The following is a 16,322-nucleotide window of genomic DNA, read 5'->3' on the forward strand; positions in this document are numbered from 1 at the left end:
AGCAGGCGTCAGCGGAGGCTGGCGAAGAACTCGCGGATGTCGTCAACCAGGACGTCGGTGGCCTGGTGCGCGGCGTAGTGGCCGCCGACGTCGCCGCGTCCGTCGACGTCGGCCGTGTACGCCGTCCAGCGGACGATGTTGGCGTGGTCCCGCTCGGCGAAGCGGCGGATCGACTGGAAGTCGCCGGGGAACATGGCCACCGCCGTCGGGACCGTGGTGGGTTCGGTCGGCGGCTCCTCGGCGTGGGCGTCCTCCCAGTAGAACCGGATCGCCGAGGCGGCCGTGCCGGTGAACCAGTAGACCGCCACGTTGGCGAGGACGAAGTCGGCGTCCAAACTCTCGTCGAAGAGTTGGGCGTTCCAGGCCAGCAGCCCGACGGGCGAGTCCGCCAACCCGAACGCGAGGGTCTGGGGCTGCTGGCTGTGCACCTGGTTGAAGGAGAACTTGTTCTCGTAGAACCACTGGAGGTGCCCGAGCGCCGCCTGGTCCGCCTCGGACAGCCCGGCGAACTCGGCCGGATCGCCGGAGGGGAACGAGAAGAGCTGGGTGACGTGTACGCCGAGGACGTGTGCCCGGTCGATCCGGCCCACCTCGGGCGCGATCATCGAGCCCGCGTCGTTGCCGACCGCACCGTAGCTGTCGTACCCCAGCCGGTTCATCAGCTCGGCCCAGGCGCGGGCCGTGCGGTGCCGGTTCCAGCCGGCGCTGCGGGTCGGGCCGGAGAACCCGAAGCCGGGCAGCGACGGGACGACCAGGTGGAAGGCCGGTGCGGCCGGGTCGGTCGGCTCGGTGAGCGGGGCGATCACGTCGAGGTACTCCAGCACCGAGCCGGGCCAGCCGTGGGTGAGCACCAGCGGGGTGGCGTCCGGGCGGGACGACCGGACGTGCAGGAAGTGGATCTGCTCGCCGTCGATCTCGGTGACGAACTGCGGGTGGTCGTTCAGCCGGGCTTCGACGGCGCGCCAGTCGAACCCGTCCCGCCACCGGTCGGCGAGGGCGCGGACGCGGTCGTTGCGCATCCCGTACGCGTCGCCGGCCGCCGGCAGGTCGGCGGGCCAGATGGTGCGGGCCAGTCGGGTGGCCAGGTCGTCGAGGGCGGTCTGCGGGATCTCGACGCGGAACGGGCGGATCGCGGTGCCGGTCATGCGAGGGCTCCTTCGGAACGGAATGTTTCGTTCTGATATCACGCTAGCAGACCGGAACGATCCGTTCCACTGTTACTGTGGAGCCATGCCGACGACCCCCCGCAACGCGCTGGCCGGCCGCCGCGCGCAGGCCGCCCGCAACGACGAGGTGATCCTCGAAGCCGCGCGCGCCGTCTTCCTCGACGATCCGAAGGCCCCGATCGCCGCCGTCGCCGAACGCGCGGGCGTCGGCATCAGCGCCCTCTATCGGCGGTACGCGGGCAAGGAGGACCTGCTGCGCCAGCTCTGCCACGACGGACTGCGCCGCTACCTGGCCGAGGCCGAGGAGGCGCTGGTCGAGCCGGACGACTGGGCGGCGTTCACCGGATTCCTCGCCCGGATCGTCGACGCCGACGTGCACTCGCTCACCGTCCACCTGGCCGGCACCTTCGCGCCGACCGAGGAGATGGGTCGGGATGCGGTACGCGCCGGCGAGTTGGCCACCGCGCTCGTCGAACGGGCACGTGCCAGCGGCCGGCTGCGCCCCGACGTGGTGCCGCAGGACCTGGGGCTCCTGCTGGAGGCGTGTGCGGCGGTACGCGTACCCGATGTGCGGCGGACCCGTGAGCTGCGCCGCCGGCAGCTCGCGGTGTTGCTGGCCGGCCTGTCGACGATGCCGGACACCGACCCGCTGCCCGGCCCGCCCCCGGCGGCCGGGGAGTTCGACTGGCGGTGGCGACAGCGGACGTGACGGCGGTCACACGCTAAGGTTGAGTGGAATACGCTCAACTCTGGTTGCGTCCAACCGAGTGGACAACGCCGATCCGGGGGAGCCCATGAACACGGAAAGACTCACCACCAAGAGCCGCGAGACCATCACCGGTGCCGTAGCACTGGCCAACCAGCGTGGCCACGCCACAGTGGAGCCCTGGCACCTGCTGCTGTCCCTGCTCGACACCGACGGCTCGACCGCCGCCGGCCTGCTGCGCGCCGTCGGGGCCGACCCCGCCGAGCTGCGCCGCGCCGCCCAGCGCGCGGTCGACGCCCTGCCGGCGGCCCGCGGCTCCAGCATCGCCGAGCCCACACTGGCCCGCGAGTTCGTCAACGCCATCGGCGCCGCCGAGCAGATCGCCCGCCCGCTGGGCGACGAGTACACGTCCACCGAGCACCTGCTCGCCGGCCTGGCCCGGGTGGGTGGCGCGGTGTCCGGCGCGCTGAAGACCGCAGGCGCCACCGAGGAGGCCCTGGTCGCCGCCTTCCCGACCGTTCGGGGCGGGGACCGGCGGGTCACCACCGCCGACCCGGAGCAGACCTACCAGGCCCTCACCAAGTACGGCGTCGACCTCACCGCCAGTGCCCGCGACGGCAAGATCGACCCGGTCATCGGCCGGGATTCGGAGATCCGCCGGGTCATCCAGGTGCTCTCCCGCCGTACCAAGAACAACCCCGTGCTGATCGGCGAACCCGGCGTCGGGAAGACCGCGATCGTCGAGGGTCTCGCCCAGCGGATCGTCGCCGGCGACGTCCCCGAGTCGCTGCGCGACAAGAAGCTGGTCTCACTGGACCTCGGCGCGATGGTCGCCGGCGCCCAGTACCGGGGCCAGTTCGAGGAGCGGCTCAAGTCCGTCCTAGAGGAGATCAAGAACTCCGACGGGCAGGTCATCACGTTCCTCGACGAGCTGCACACGGTCGTCGGCGCCGGCAAGGGCGAGGGCTCGATGGACGCCGGCAACATGCTCAAGCCGATGCTCGCCCGCGGTGAGCTGCGGATGGTCGGCGCCACCACGCTCGACGAGTACCGCGAGCACATCGAGAAGGACCCGGCGCTGGAGCGGCGCTTCCAGCCGGTGCTGGTCGGCGAGCCGACCATCGAGGACACCATCGGCATCCTGCGAGGGCTCAAGGAGCGCTACGAGGTGCACCACGGCGTACGGATCACCGACGCCGCACTGGTCGCCGCCGCCACCCTCTCCGACCGGTACATCACCGACCGGTTCCTGCCGGACAAGGCGATCGACCTCGTCGACGAGTCCGCGTCCCGGCTCCGGATGGAAATCGACTCCCGGCCGGTGGAGGTCGACGAGATCGAGCGGGCGGTCCGCCGGCTGGAGATCGAGGAGATGGCGCTGGCCAAGGAGCCGGACGCGGCCTCCGCCGAGCGGCTCCAGCGGCTGCGCAAGGAGCTGGCCGACAAGCGCGAACAGCTCACCGTGCTCTCCGAGCGCTGGCAGACCGAGAAGAGCCACATCACCAAGCTCTCCACCGCCAAGGAGGAGTTGGAGCGCCTCGGCGGCGAGGCCGAGCGGGCCGAGCGCGACGGCGAGCTGGAGCGCGCCGCCGAGCTGCGCTACGGCCGCATCCCCGCCCTGAAGGTGGAGCTGACGCAGGCCGCCGAGGAGCTGGCCCGACTCCAGGCCGACGGCGCGATGCTCAAGGAGGAGGTCGGCGCGGACGACATCGCCGCAGTCGTCGCCTCCTGGACGGGCATCCCGGCGGGACGGCTGCTGGAGGGCGAGACGGCCAAGCTGCTGCGGATGGAGGAGTCGCTCGGCAGCCGGGTGGTCGGCCAGGCCGAGGCGGTGGGCGCGGTCTCCGACGCCGTACGCCGGGCGCGGGCGGGTGTCGCCGACCCGGACCGGCCGACGGGCAGCTTCCTCTTCCTCGGTCCGACCGGTGTGGGCAAGACCGAGCTGGCGAAGGCGCTCGCCGAGTTCCTCTTCGACGACGAGCGGGCGATGGTCCGTATCGACATGAGCGAGTACGGCGAGAAGCACTCGGTGGCCCGCCTGGTGGGCGCCCCGCCCGGCTACGTCGGCTACGAGGAGGGTGGTCAGCTCACCGAGGCGGTGCGCCGCCGCCCGTACTCGGTGATCCTGCTGGACGAGGTGGAGAAGGCGCACCCGGATGTGTTCGACGTGCTGCTCCAGGTGCTCGACGACGGTCGGCTCACCGACGGTCAGGGCCGCACGGTGGACTTCCGCAACGCGATCCTGATCCTCACGTCCAACCTCGGGTCGTCGGTGATCAGCGACCTGACGCTCGCCGACGAGCAGCGCCGGGAGGGTGTGCTGGCCGTGGTCCGGTCGCACTTCAAGCCCGAGTTCCTCAACCGGCTGGACGACATCGTGGTCTTCGCCTCGCTGCGGGGGGACGACCTACGGTCCATCGTCGACATCCAGCTGGACCGGATGCGCAGGCGTCTGGCGGATCGCCGACTGGCGTTGGACATCACCGAGTCCGCGCGTCAGTGGCTGGCCGAGCACGGCTACGACCCGATCTACGGTGCCCGCCCGCTGCGTCGCCTGGTCCAGACCGCGATCGGAGACCAGTTGGCGAAGGCCCTCCTGTCCGGCCAGGTCCGCGACGGCGACACGGTGAAGACCGACCTGGACCCGGCCACCAACACCCTGACGGTGACCCCGGCCTGATCGGGGTCGCGTTGATCAAGAGGTTTGCGTCGCCGGGACGTCATCCCCTGACGCAAACCTCTTGATCAACAGGGTGAGAAGTGGGCGGACGGGGAAAGGATGAGGGCATGTTCGGGATGCGGAAAGCGTGGGAGCGGGACCTCGGTGCGGACGTCGACAAGTTGGTGTCGGCTGACACGCTCGCCTTCGGCGGCGTCGGCATCGCCAACACGCTGCTGCCGGTGACCGAGGCGTACCACCGGGTCGAGGCCGCGCTCGCCGACCACCCCGATGAGGTACGCCGGCAGCTCGACCGGGTGCTGGCCGACGGCACACCCGCAGGCCGGGCGTACGCGGCCACGCTGCTGGAACAGCTCGACCCGGCGGCGGCCCGAGCGGCGTGGGAGTCGCTGCGGGACGACCCGACCGAGTTCACCACGTTCGTCGGCTGCGTGATGGGCCGCGACACCCTCGGGAACTACGCCACCCAGCGCCTCGCCGCAGCATGATCCATTCGCCGGTCGGCGCTGTCCGATCGGTCCTGCCGGCGGCTGACGACCCGCCGTACGTTGCGAGCCATGAGTCCGCCCGCCACCCCGACCCGTCCGCCGCGCCCCGCCACCGTGACCATCGCCTTCTGGCTGCAACTCGCCGTGGTGCTGACCCTGCTCGGCCTGGCCGCGCTGACGGCTGTCGAGGCGGTGCACTTCGACGGGCAGATCGACCGCGCGGTGCGGCTGGTGCCGGACGCCGACCCGGCCGAGGTGGCCGGGGAACGGCAGGGCAACGTCGCCATGGCGCTGATCTTCGGCGTACCGGCGGTGCTGCTCGCGGTGTGGCTGGCGGTGACCGCCGCGCCGGTCCGACGGGGCGGCAACGTCGCGCGCATCCTGGTCTTCGTCGCCGGTGGCACGCAACTGCTGGTCTGCTTCGCGCAGTGCTGCTCCGGCGGGTTCCTGGTGCCCCTGCTGACCACCGCCGAGACGCAGGGGGAGCCACCGGCGGAGTGGGACGGGGAGTGGGAGACCTCCACGTTCTACGACACGCTCTACGCCGGCACCGACCCCTGGGACGATCTGTTCTTCCCGGCGGCGGGGCTGGGCGTGCTCACCGTCCTGACGCTCACCGCGGCCGTGGTCCTGCTGCTGGCGCTGCCGCCCGCGAACCGCTGGTTCGTGCCGGCGACCGCGCCCCCCGACGGGCCCTCCGCCAAGACGGCCTGGCCGGTGCCCGTTCCCAGCTACGCCTACGGGTATCCGGCCGTTCCGTTGGTGGCGCCCGGTCCGGGCGTGCCGCTCCTCCTGCCGGGTCAGCCCGTCCCGCCCGGCTACCTCATCTGCCCCGACCCGGCCGCACACCTCACCCCGGGCTCGACCGCCGGACCATCGACCGTGGCGCCGGACGACGCCCCCGACGAGACCCGCTAGCTGAGCTGTCGGCCACAGCACGGGCCGCGCGGGTGCCGAAGGTTGTTACCGTCTGCGCCGACGTACCTGGGGAGGTGGTCGGGTGGACGCGCTGGTGACGTCCCTGGTGGCGGGCGGTGTGCTCGCGGCGGTCCTGGTCGTCGTGCGTGCCCGCCGGGCGGCCACGGCCCGGTCCGGCGGACCGCCGGCCGAGGCGCCGAGCGGCGGCCCGCACCGTCTGACCATTGGCGACCGCGTGCGGATCCGCCAACGGGAGTACGTCGTCAGCGGCACCATCCGCCTCGTCGAGGGGGACTGGAGCTGGGTGCAGCACCTGCTCGACGACGGGTCCGGCGGTCGACGCCGGCTCTCCGTGGAGGACGGCCCCGAACTGGAGCTGGTGCTCTGGACCGCCGAGCCCGGCGCGACAGTCACCCCGGGCGCGCCGACGATCGACCTCGACGGTCGGCGCTACACCTGGTCCGAGACCGGGCAGGCCCGCTACACCGCGATCGGGGAGACCGACCTGCCGTCGGCCGGAACGATGCGCTACCACGACTACCAGGCCGGCGGTGCCGCGCGGCTCTCCTTCGAGGCGTACGGCGAGGAGGGCTGGCGGGTGGCCCGGGGCGACCTGCTCGACCCCGCCGAGCTGGCGATCCGACCCGGCGCCGAGGGGCGCTGAGCCCGCTCGGGCGGGGACGCGCCGACCCGCGACGGCATGCCTGACTGGCCGGTTGTCGATACGGTGTGGGCGCGATCTTAGGGAAGGAGAATCGTGGTCGATACCCAGAGCACGCCGGGCCGTCAGCGGCCATCCGTCGTGACGATTTCCAGTTACCTGCTTTTCCTGTTCCTCGCGTGCCAGGTGATCAGTCTGATCATCACGCTCGCCACCATCGGTAAGACGCGGGACGCGATCCGCGACGCGTACGAGGGCAGTTCCATCCAGAATCCCGACCAGGTGGCGGACGTCTTCTTCGCCATCGGTATCGGGAGCGGCATTCTGCTGCTGTTGCTCGCGATCGTGTTGGGTGTGCTGGCCCTGTTCAACAACCAGGGCCGTAACGGTTCCCGGATCACCACCTGGATCGTCGGCGGCATCATGATCTGCTGCACGGGTGGCGGCCTCATCAGTGGCGCGGCCGGCAGCTTCACCAGCGGTGGGGACACCGCCGGTGGCCCGAGCGGCGAGGAGGTGCAGCGCCGCATCGAGGAGGCCGTGCCGGGCTGGGTCACCCCGGTCAGCCTGCTGCTCGGCGTGGTCAGCCTGCTCGCACTGCTCGCGGCGCTGATCCTGCTGGCGCTGCCGAAGGCCAACGAGTTCTTCCGCAAGCCCGCCGCCGGCTGGGAGCCGCCGACCCCGGGTGCCAGCTACCCGGGTTACCCGCAGGCTCCCGGGCAGTCCGGTCAGCCGGGCTACCCGTCGACCGGCGAGCCGGGCTACCCGTCGACGTCGGGACCGGCGCAGCCGGGCAACCCGCCGTCCGGCGCGGACCGGCCGGACGACACTCCGCCGACCGACCGCCCCGGCACGACCCCGCCGTCGAGTTGACGGCTCGATAAGCACGACGCCGACGATCCCTCCGAGTAGGTTGCAACCCGATGCCTACCGGAGGGATTCGTCGTGTCGTACCCCGAATCGGCACCGGCCCGACGGCCCGCCGTCGTCCTGCTGGCCACTGCGGTGCTGCTGGTGATGGCGGTGGCGGCGCTCGCGTACGCCGTCGTCGACCTGGCGGTGCTGGGGCGGACGGTCGACGCGTTCCGCTCGGCCGCCCGGGACACGTCGGCGAGTCCGCAGCAGATCGACGAGGTCGTGACGCTGCTGCGGTTGTCCGTGGTGCTGACGGCGGTGGTGGCGGCGTTCTCCGCGATCCTGCTCGCCGGTCTGGCGTTCGGGCTGCTGGCCGGTCGGCGCGGCGTCCGGACGGCCACCTGGGTCGTCTGCGGGCTCGGCCTGCTCGCCGGTTGTTGCAGCGTGGCCGTGCTCGTCGGTGAGCGCGCCGCGCCGCTGCGGCTGGGTGACGGCGAACGGGCCACCGCCGAGTTGCTGGGCCTGACCGCGGACGCGTACCCGTCGTGGTGGATTCCCGTCAACGCCGGGCTTTCCGTGGGGCAGGGCCTCGGTTACCTTGTGGTAGCTACGTTGCTGGCACTGCCGGCGGCGAACGCCTGGTTCGGTCGCCGCCGCCCGTCGACGCCGCCCGTGCCGTCCGCTCCGCCCGGGTTTCCGCCCACCCCGCACCAGCCGCCGCCTTCCTATCCGCCCAGGTGAGGACCGCCCGTGACGCTCGACCCCGCGACCGCCGAGCGACGGGCCCTGGTCACCGGCGCGACCGCAGGCATCGGTGCGGCGTTCGCTCGACGGCTCGCCTCCGACGGTTGGCACCTGGTGCTGGTCGCCCGGGACGCGGGCCGGCTGGCCGAGCTGGCGGCCGAGTTGGGTTCCCGGCACGGCCGCGAGGTGGAGACGCTGTCCGCCGACCTGTCCACCGACGACGGCTGCGCCACAGTCGAACAGCGACTGAGCGGTGGCAGCCCGGTGCACCTGCTGGTCAACAACGCCGGCATCAGCCTGAACAAGCCGTTCCTGCGCTCCACGGCGGAGGATGAGGCACGCCTGCTGCGACTCAACGTGCACGCTGTGATGCGGTTGACCCTCGCGGCGCTGAAACCGATGACCGAACGGCGCGATGGGGCAGTGATAAATGTCTCTTCGGTTGCAGGATTCGGCGCGGTGATGCCCGGATCGACCTACTCGGCCAGCAAGGCGTGGGTCACCAACTTCAGTGAGTCCGTAGGCCAGTCGGCACGGCCGTTCGACGTGCGGGTGATGGCACTCTGCCCCGGTTACACCCGCACCGAATTCCACGAGCGGGCCGGCATCAACATGTCGAAGACACCCGAGTGGATGTGGCTGAAGGCCGAGGATGTGGTCGCCGAAGCCCTGCGTGACCTGGGCAAAGGCAAGTTGGTAAGCGTTCCCGCCTGGAAGTACAAGGTGGCCGTCGCCGGTCTGCGCCACGCGCCGCGGCGGCTGCTCCAGGTGGTCTCACGGGACACCCGCGGCCGGATCGGTCGCGACGAACGCTGAGCCGCCGCGGTCGTCCACCCCCCGGCGTCGCCCAGACAACGTTGGCGCGCCGCAACCGGGCCGGTCGCTCAGCGTAGTTGTACATCGCCAACCATCGGTGCCTCGCCGGCCTGACCGGGGTGGGCCGTTCACACGGCGTCCAGACTTGCGCAGTAACCTCTATCGCCATGGGGGACCACGACGACCTGCGTAAATTCATTACCGACCTGGCTGTGGTGCACGGACGGGTCGTGCTGTCCTCGGGGCGCGAGGCAGACTGGTACGTCGATCTGCGACGTGTCACGCTCCATCACCAGGCCGCTCCGTTGGTCGGTCGGGTGCTGCTCGACCTCACCGCCGATTGGGAGTACGACGCCGTCGGCGGGCTCACCCTGGGCGCGGACCCTGTCGCGCTCTCGATGCTGCACGCCGCCGCTCCGGCCGGTCGCGCCCTGGACGCCTTTGTGGTGCGCAAGGCGGGCAAGGCGCACGGTCTGCAGCGGCGGATCGAGGGACCGGAGGTGGCCGGCCGCCGCGTGTTGGCGGTGGAGGACACGTCCACGACGGGCGGAAGTGTGTTGACCGCGGTCGAGGCGCTTCGTGAGGCCGGAGCGGAAGTCGTGGGCGTGGCGGTTATTGTTGATCGAGGCGCCGGCGACGCGGTGCGAGCCGCCGGATTGCCGTACCGGGCGGCCTTTACGTTGGCTGACCTCGGCCTTGTGGCGTAAAAGTTTGCCGATTCGGATCTGCTGATATGCAGGCGGATCGATGCTGCTGGTGGAAGGATGGAATACGTGGGAACTGCGTTGGCCGAAATGACTATGCCTCAGATCTCGCCGCTTAACGGCGAGCCGATCGAACGTGCCGATGCCGAGCGTCTCGCGGGGGTCCTCAAGGCCCTTGCCGACCCTGCTCGGCTGCGGCTGCTCAGCCTGATCCAGTCGGCCCCCGAGGGCGAGGCGTGCGTCTGTGACCTGACCGCACCTCTCGGCCTCTCCCAGCCGACGGTCAGTCACCACCTGCGCATCCTCACCGAGGCTGGCTTGTTGCAGCGGGAGAAGCGCGGTGTCTGGGCGTACTACAGCCTGGTCCCGAGTGCGATCGCCACGATCGCGGACCTGCTGACCCCGCCGCGCAAGCGGGCCACCAAGAAGGCCCGCTGACGTCGGCGCTGCGCACCGTCCCACTCCGGGACGGTGTCCGGTGGCGAGCCAGGGGTGGCGCCACCGGTCGCTGACACCTGCTCGACCCCGGCCGCACCGCCGGAGCCGGGTCCGACATGCCGACGGCCGACCCCCGCACCAGGGGCCGGCCGTCGTCGTACCCGATGCTCAGCGGTCCTGGCCGTGCTCCGGACGCCGCCGGTCGTGCTCGTCGTGGTCGAACGCCTCGCGGACCGCGTCCACCGCACCGGCGGCGCTCGCCGCCGCGACCACGGCGACCGCCTCGCCGCGCTTACGTGCCCGCCGGTCGCGCAGGAACTCGAAGAAGATCGGCAGCACCGAGATCACGATGATCAGGGCGACCACCGGCAGGATGTAGCGGTCGATCTTGTCCCCGATCGCCTGGTAGATCTGCTCGGCCAGCAGGTAGCCGATCAGCAGGATGCCGTCCACCCAGAGCACCGCGCCGACGATGTTCCAGATCAGGAACTGCCGGGCCGGCATGCCCAGCGCACCGGCGACCGGGTTGAGGAACGTGCGGACGATCGGGATGAAGCGCGCCAGCACCACGGCCTTCGCCGGGCCGAACTTCTGGAAGTAGTACTCGGCCTTCTCCACGTACTCCTTCTTGAAGAGCCGCGAGTTCGGCCGCTCGAACATCGGCCGCCCGTACCGCGACCCGAGCCAGTGCCCCAGTTGCGCACCGGCGATCGCGCAGATCGGCCCACCTATCAGCAGGCCGACCAGGGAGAGCCGGGTGCCGTCGCCGAAGATGGCGTCCGCCACCGGCGAGGCGGCCACGCCGGCGAGGAACAGCAGCGAGTCCCCCGGGAAGAAGAAGCCCACCAGGAGGCCGGTCTCGGCGAAGAGGATCACCCAGACGCCGATCAGCCCGAAGGTCTGCAACAGCTCCTTGGGGTCGAGCGGGTTCAGGGCGACGCTCTCCATGAGAGCGCGGGTCGTCTCAGCTGTGTCCACGGCCACAAAGGGTACCGAAGGCGCAGCCTCGGGCCACGCCGGACCGGGCCTTCCCACCCGCCCGCGCCGTCGCCGCAGACGACGGTGCCCCGCCGACCGGCTGGTCGGCGGGGCACCGGTTGGCGCGGTAGGGATCAGGCGACGAAGCGCGTCCGGCGGCGCTTGGCCACCAGGTAGCCGCCGACACCCGCGGCGAGCAGCAGCGCGCCGATGCCGGCGATCAGGCCGGTCGACTCACCGGTGATCGGCAGCGCGCCGCCGTCACCCTCGCCGCCGCCCTGGCCGCTTCCCGCGTTCACCAGGATCTTTGCGGTGTCGTTGGCCGGCTTCAGGTCGGCGTAGAAGCCGCCCTCGCACTCGCACGGCACGTTGACCTTGACGGTGCCGCTGGCGTTGGCGACGACCTTGTCGATCCGGAACGAGAACTCACCGGTCAGCTCCTCGCCAGCGGGCGCGAACGGCCCCGGGTAGCAGCGGTACGAGGCGGCGCCGGGCGTGCCGGCCTCGCCCCACTCGGCGTCGTCGCCGGTACGCGGTGCGCACTCGATCGGAACCTCGACGGCGGTGGTGCCGGTCGGGACCGTCACGTCGACATAGGTCACCTGCGAATCGCTGCGGATGTAGTCGAGCGTCGCCGGGCCGTTGTTGCGGAAACCGAGCGCGGCGGTCAGCACCGCACCCTTCTTGCCGGTGAGCGTGGCGCCGACGGCCTCCAGGTCGGCCCCGTTCTTGCCGGTCACATCGACCCGCAGCCCACTGATGTTGTTGTCGGGGTCGGTGTCGGTCTGTGCGGCGCGAGCCATGCGGGCGGAGGAAACCGTCTTCAGCGACAGCGTCTTGCCGGTGCCGCGGCGGGCCTGCTCGGCGCCCGCCTCCTCGCGGACTCCGAGGAGGTCCTCGAAATCAGCGGGAGTCATGAACCAGGCGCCGCCGTACTCGCGGCCCGGCGCGTACGTGTCCTTGGCCAGCTCGTAGTTGAGAGTCGTCGCCAGACCGGTGGAGGTCGGGATCTTCTGGTCGAACTCGCAGGCGAACAGGAAGTCCTCGGAGTAGAGGCAGTTGTCGAACCGTTCGGTGGTCCGGATGCCGTAGTCGTTGTCGAACAGCACCACGAAACCATCGATCTCGGTCGTGCCGGCGTTGAACACCGCGAGCGGGGCCTGGAACTTGCCGCCGGGCGCTGCCGTCGCCGTGGCGTCGGGACCGGCCTGCAGGTCGACGCCCTCGCCCACCCGGACGCGGGAGGTGTAGCTGGCGACCTCCCTGTCCGCGGTCTTGACGCTGATCTTCAGCTGGCCGGAGTCGCCGGTGGCCGCCTTGTCGGTGGGAGCGATGACGATCTGGTTGAAGAAACCGCCGTAGAGCTCGTCGACGGTGAGCGGGAGGGACTCGCGGCAGAGCAGTACGCCCTCCCCGTCGGCGGCGCAGTCGTCGCTGCGTTCGCCGGCCAGGGTGATCTTGCCGGCGAGGCTGCGGTAGTCGTAGCGGACCGAGACGTCGTTGAGCACCGTGGACTCGTTGCTGTACAGCGTCGGAGACCGCACGACGCCTGCCGAGTCGGCGGCAACCGTGACGTCCTGGAAGTACAGATCGAACTCCGGGGCGGGATCGGCGACGGCGGGGCTGGCGGAGGCGGCGACGAACGCGCCTACGACGCCGAGCCCGGCGAGCCAACGCCGGGTGGAATGGGTGAGCATGAGGGGGTTCCTCCAGTGAGGGAGATCCAGGTGCAGCCCGTGGATCTTAAGGAGTCCCTAAGGTTGTCCACCGGCCCGAGCGACCTCGGGAAGCCAACACGAGCCGAACGGTTGATCAGTGTCACCGCAACGTTCCGGCCACCCGGTCCCGTCATCTGAGGCAGGAGCCCGGGAGGTGCAGTGACGTACGAGGAGTTCGCGGACACGCGACTGGCACCGTTGCTGCGGTACGCGGTGATGCTCACCGGCGATCCGCACCAGGCGCAGGATCTGGTGCAGGAGACGATGGTCCGGGTCCAGTTGAACTGGCGGCGGGTCGTCCGGGCGGACTCGCCCGAGCGGTACGTGCGCCGGATGCTCACCAACCAGTACGTCGACTGGAAGCGCGGCTCGTGGATGCGCCGGGTGCTGCTGCGCGGAGAGCCCGACGAGTCCGTGCCGGCGTCCGCCGACCACGCCCAGTCGGCCGTGGACCGGGACCAGATCTGGTCCTGGCTGTCCCGGCTGCCGCGCCGCCAACGCGCGACCCTCGTGCTGCGGTACTACGAGGACCTGCCCGACGCCGAGATCGCCGAGATCCTCGGCTGTGCCGTCGGGACCGTACGTTCGTCCATCTCCCGGGCACTGGCCACGCTCCGGGCCGAGTACGTGGAGGTTCGCTCATGATCGAGGATGACCTGCGTGCCGCCTTCGCTCGGCACGAGCCGCTGACCCCGCCGACCGGCCCGCTGCGGGCCACGATCGAACGCCTGGTGGCGCGTCGGCGTCGCCGTCGGCGGCGGTTCCGGGCCGCAGGCGTCACGCTCTGCCTCGTCGCCGCGCTCGGGGCCGGCGTACCCCAGTTGCGTCCCGAGCGGGCCGTCGAGGTGCCGTCGCTGTCCGGCCTACCGGCTGACTCGCCGAACGGGTCGCTGAATGTCCTGCTGCTCGGCGTCGACGGACTCGGCGGGGCACCGCCGTACCGGTTGGCGGACTCGATTCTGCTGGTGCACATTCCGGCCGACCGGAGCCGGCCGTACCTCATCTCGTTGCCGCGCGACCTGGAGGTGTCGATCCCCGGCCGTGGGACCGACAAGCTCAACGCCGCGTTCTTCACGGGTGCCGGTGAGCCCCGGCCGGACCTGGACGCCGGGTACGACCTGACCCGCCGGGTGGTCGCGGACCTGATCGGGGTACCTGTCGACGCTGGCGCGGTGCTCACCTTCGCGGGGCTGCGCCGGATCACCGAGGCCGTCGACGGGGTGGATGTCTGCCTGCCGGACGAGGTCCGGTCCTGGCACACCCGCCGGGTCTTCCCGGCCGGCTGTCAGCGGCTCGACGGTGCCGCCTCGGTCGACCTGCTGCGTCAGCGGCGGGACCTGCCGGCCGGTGCGCTCGATCGCGACCGGAACGCCCAGCGCTATGTCGCGGGGTTGATCCGGCGGGCCGCCGAGCGGGACGTGTTGACCAATCCGGTCACGTTGGCCGCGCTGCTGTCGGCCGCCGGTCGGGAACTGACGGTCGATGACGAAGGTCTGTCACTGGGCAGGCTGGTGGCGGTGCTGCCGACGCTCAGGAGCGTCGACCCGGTGGGGCTCAGTCTCCCGGTCGGCGCGCCTGCGGAAGGCCCGTCACGGCTGCCGCTGGACCCGAAGGATGGCCCGGCGTTCCTCGCCGCGCTGCGGGAGGATCGGTTGGCGCAGTGGGCGGCGCAGCACCCGGAGCAGGTCAACCGCATCCGATGACCGACGAGGTAGCCCCGCATGGGGGCCCACCGCTGCCGGGCCACCCGATCCGCCCGGGCCGTGCGCCCCGCCGGCCAGGTACGGACGGCGGGGCGGGAGCCGGGCGGCCGGGTCAGGCGAGGAAGCGCGCGGGTCGGCGTCGGGCGAGCAGGTAGCTGGCAACACCGGCGACGAGCAGCAGGGCACCGATCCCGGCGAGCAGGCCGGTGGGGGCACCGGTGATGGGTAGCGTGCCACCGCCACCGCCACCGCCACCGCTGCCGTCACCCTGGCCACCGCCGGCGGCCCGCGCGTTGACCAGGATCGTGGCCCTGTCGTTGGCCGGTTTGATGTCGTCCCCGAAGCTGCCGCCGGCGGGGCATTCGCACGGCGCGTTGACCCGCACCGCACCCCGGGCGTTGGGGATGACCCTGTCGATGCGTACCTGGAACTCCATGGTGTAGCTCTTGCCTGCCACCAGGAGCATGTCCGAGGCGCACAGGTAGGTCCGGGTGCCCTGGCGCAGGTGGCAACCGAGGGGGATCCGGACAGCGGTGGTGCCCGGCGGCAGTTCGACGTCCGTGTGGGTGGCGGCCTCGTAGTCCGCGTTCACCTTGTCGAGCGTCGCCGGGCCGTTGTTCCGGAAGCCGACGGTTGCCGTGACGACCGCGCCGACGCCGCCCTTGAGGGTGTCGCCGATGGCCGCGAGGTCGGTGCCGTTCCTGCCGGTGACCTTGACGTTCCAACCGGTGTAGTCGAAGCCGGGGCCGACGTCGGTCTGGTCGGCCTGCCGCATCCTGCTGGGAGCGTCGGCCAGGGTCAGCTTCGCGCCGCCGCCGCGGGTGGCCGCCCGGGCGCCGACGGCGTCGCGTACCCGGCCCAGGTCCTCGAAGTCGGCCTTGGTCATGAACTGGGCGTAGCCGGACTGGTTGCTCGGGGCGTAGGTGTCCCTGGCGAGTTGGAAGTCCAACGTGGTGCCGACCGCCTCGCCGGCCGGGATCTCCTCGTCGAACTGGCAGGAGAGCAGGTGGTCGCCGGAGTAGAGGCAGTTGCTGAACCGGTCCGTGGCCCGGAACGAGTAGCGCAGGTCGAAGACCGCGACGAAACCCCGGACGGTCGTGGCGCCGGCGTTGGCCACGACCAGCGGCAGCGTGACCGTCGCGCCCGGTGTGGCGGAGTGGTCGGTGAACGGACCGCCGGCCAGGTCGACCCCCTCGCCGATGCGGACCTGTGAGGTGTAACTGCCGCGCTGCCCGCCGGCCGCCTCGAAGCTGACCGCGATGTCGCCGGAGTCGCCGAGCTGCGCGTCGTCGGTGGCGGCGATGCGCACCCGATCGGCCACGCCGCGGTGGATACCGCTGCCCAGCGGCGGCAGTTCGCTGAGTTCGATGCCGTAGGGATCATCGCAGACCAGGACACCCGGCTCCGGCGCTGTGCACGTCTGACCGTCGGCCGGGGCAACAGTGATCTTGTTGGCCAGGGAGCGGTAGTCGTACCGCAGGGAGACGTCGGTGAGGACCGTCGGCCCGTCGGCGAACAGGAACAACCGGCGGGTGACCGGCGCCGAGCCGACGGCCAGGGTGGAGTTCTGGAAGTAGGGCTCCACCGTGGGCGCGGCGGCGGCCAGGGCGGGGGTGGCGGCGACGGCGACGAACGCGCCTGCGGCGGCGACGAACACGCCTGCGGCGCCGAGGCCTGCCAGCCAGCGGATCGGGTGTCTGAACATGGAGGGTCCTCCCGTGGGATACGGTGGCGCCCGTCCAACCTA

General features: G+C 71.3%; 16 protein-coding genes. 12 read left to right on the forward strand and 4 right to left on the reverse strand.

Features of this window, described 5'->3' with window-relative positions:
• Positions 1 to 8: 8 nt before the first annotated feature.
• A complete protein-coding gene (locus tag ABZS77_RS01660) occupies positions 9 to 1,145 on the reverse strand; it encodes an epoxide hydrolase family protein (RefSeq protein ID WP_354815521.1) in 1,137 nt (378 codons plus the stop codon).
• An 85-nt stretch (positions 1,146 to 1,230) separates the two neighbouring features.
• On the opposite strand from ABZS77_RS01660, the gene ABZS77_RS01665 reads away from it, so the two are divergent.
• The 10 genes from ABZS77_RS01665 to ABZS77_RS01710 all read left to right on the forward strand — a co-directional run bounded on the left by ABZS77_RS01665 (position 1,231) and on the right by ABZS77_RS01710 (position 10,176).
• The gene (locus ABZS77_RS01665) at positions 1,231 to 1,875 is read left to right on the forward strand and encodes a helix-turn-helix domain-containing protein (protein WP_354815524.1); all 645 of its coding nucleotides are present in this window, start codon (positions 1,231 to 1,233) and stop codon (positions 1,873 to 1,875) included.
• 85 nt (positions 1,876 to 1,960) lie between these two features.
• Entirely contained in the window at positions 1,961 to 4,552 is a 2,592-nt protein-coding gene (gene clpB, locus ABZS77_RS01670) for an ATP-dependent chaperone ClpB (RefSeq protein WP_354815527.1), read from the forward strand.
• A 107-nt stretch (positions 4,553 to 4,659) separates the two neighbouring features.
• A complete protein-coding gene (locus tag ABZS77_RS01675; RefSeq protein ID WP_354815530.1) occupies positions 4,660 to 5,040 on the forward strand; it encodes a hypothetical protein in 381 nt (126 codons plus the stop codon).
• Positions 5,041 to 5,109: 69 nt separating this feature from the next.
• Positions 5,110 to 5,958 carry a hypothetical protein gene (locus ABZS77_RS01680; RefSeq protein ID WP_354815533.1) on the forward strand — a complete coding sequence of 283 codons (849 nt, stop codon included), beginning with the start codon at positions 5,110 to 5,112 and terminating at the stop codon, positions 5,956 to 5,958.
• Between the two features lie 142 nt (positions 5,959 to 6,100).
• Entirely contained in the window at positions 6,101 to 6,622 is a 522-nt protein-coding gene (locus tag ABZS77_RS01685; RefSeq protein ID WP_354817077.1) for a DUF4178 domain-containing protein, read from the forward strand.
• Positions 6,623 to 6,760: 138 nt separating this feature from the next.
• Complete coding sequence (locus tag ABZS77_RS01690) at positions 6,761 to 7,492, forward strand: hypothetical protein (RefSeq protein ID WP_354815536.1); 732 nt, start codon at positions 6,761 to 6,763, stop codon at positions 7,490 to 7,492.
• Positions 7,493 to 7,564: 72 nt separating this feature from the next.
• Positions 7,565 to 8,215 carry a hypothetical protein gene (locus ABZS77_RS01695; RefSeq protein WP_354815539.1) on the forward strand — a complete coding sequence of 217 codons (651 nt, stop codon included), beginning with the start codon at positions 7,565 to 7,567 and terminating at the stop codon, positions 8,213 to 8,215.
• Positions 8,216 to 8,224: 9 nt separating this feature from the next.
• Complete coding sequence (locus ABZS77_RS01700; RefSeq protein ID WP_354815541.1) at positions 8,225 to 9,034, forward strand: SDR family oxidoreductase; 810 nt, start codon at positions 8,225 to 8,227, stop codon at positions 9,032 to 9,034.
• Positions 9,035 to 9,201: 167 nt separating this feature from the next.
• Positions 9,202 to 9,741: an orotate phosphoribosyltransferase gene (gene pyrE, locus ABZS77_RS01705; RefSeq protein WP_354815544.1), complete on the forward strand. Its 540-nt coding sequence runs from the start codon at positions 9,202 to 9,204 to the stop codon at positions 9,739 to 9,741.
• Between the two features lie 57 nt (positions 9,742 to 9,798).
• On the forward strand, positions 9,799 to 10,176 hold the full coding sequence (locus tag ABZS77_RS01710) for a metalloregulator ArsR/SmtB family transcription factor (RefSeq protein ID WP_030332125.1): 378 nt from the start codon (positions 9,799 to 9,801) through the stop codon (positions 10,174 to 10,176).
• Positions 10,177 to 10,344: 168 nt separating this feature from the next.
• Here the strand turns inward: ABZS77_RS01710 and ABZS77_RS01715 are convergent, their stop codons facing one another.
• Entirely contained in the window at positions 10,345 to 11,124 is a 780-nt protein-coding gene (locus tag ABZS77_RS01715; RefSeq protein WP_354817080.1) for a DedA family protein, read from the reverse strand.
• 164 nt (positions 11,125 to 11,288) lie between these two features.
• Positions 11,289 to 12,851, reverse strand: coding sequence for an LPXTG cell wall anchor domain-containing protein (locus ABZS77_RS01720; protein ID WP_354815547.1), 1,563 nt, complete (start codon positions 12,849 to 12,851; stop codon positions 11,289 to 11,291).
• 180 nt (positions 12,852 to 13,031) lie between these two features.
• Here ABZS77_RS01720 and ABZS77_RS01725 point away from each other — a divergent pair, with 180 nt between their 5' ends.
• Together ABZS77_RS01725 and ABZS77_RS01730 are read left to right on the forward strand one after the other, a co-directional pair.
• Positions 13,032 to 13,517, forward strand: a complete 486-nt coding sequence (locus ABZS77_RS01725) for a SigE family RNA polymerase sigma factor (RefSeq protein ID WP_354815550.1) — start codon at positions 13,032 to 13,034, stop codon at positions 13,515 to 13,517.
• Positions 13,514 to 14,575: an LCP family protein gene (locus ABZS77_RS01730; RefSeq protein ID WP_354815553.1), complete on the forward strand. Its 1,062-nt coding sequence runs from the start codon at positions 13,514 to 13,516 to the stop codon at positions 14,573 to 14,575. The genes ABZS77_RS01725 and ABZS77_RS01730 overlap by 4 nt, the downstream gene beginning before the upstream one ends.
• A gap of 112 nt (positions 14,576 to 14,687) precedes the next feature.
• On the opposite strand, the gene ABZS77_RS01735 is transcribed toward ABZS77_RS01730, so the two are convergent.
• Complete coding sequence (locus ABZS77_RS01735) at positions 14,688 to 16,280, reverse strand: LPXTG cell wall anchor domain-containing protein (protein ID WP_354815556.1); 1,593 nt, start codon at positions 16,278 to 16,280, stop codon at positions 14,688 to 14,690.
• Between the last annotated feature and the right edge of the window lie 42 nt (positions 16,281 to 16,322).

This window comes from Micromonospora sp. NPDC005298 (assembly GCF_040607375.1).
Taxonomy (GTDB): domain Bacteria; phylum Actinomycetota; class Actinomycetes; order Mycobacteriales; family Micromonosporaceae; genus Micromonospora.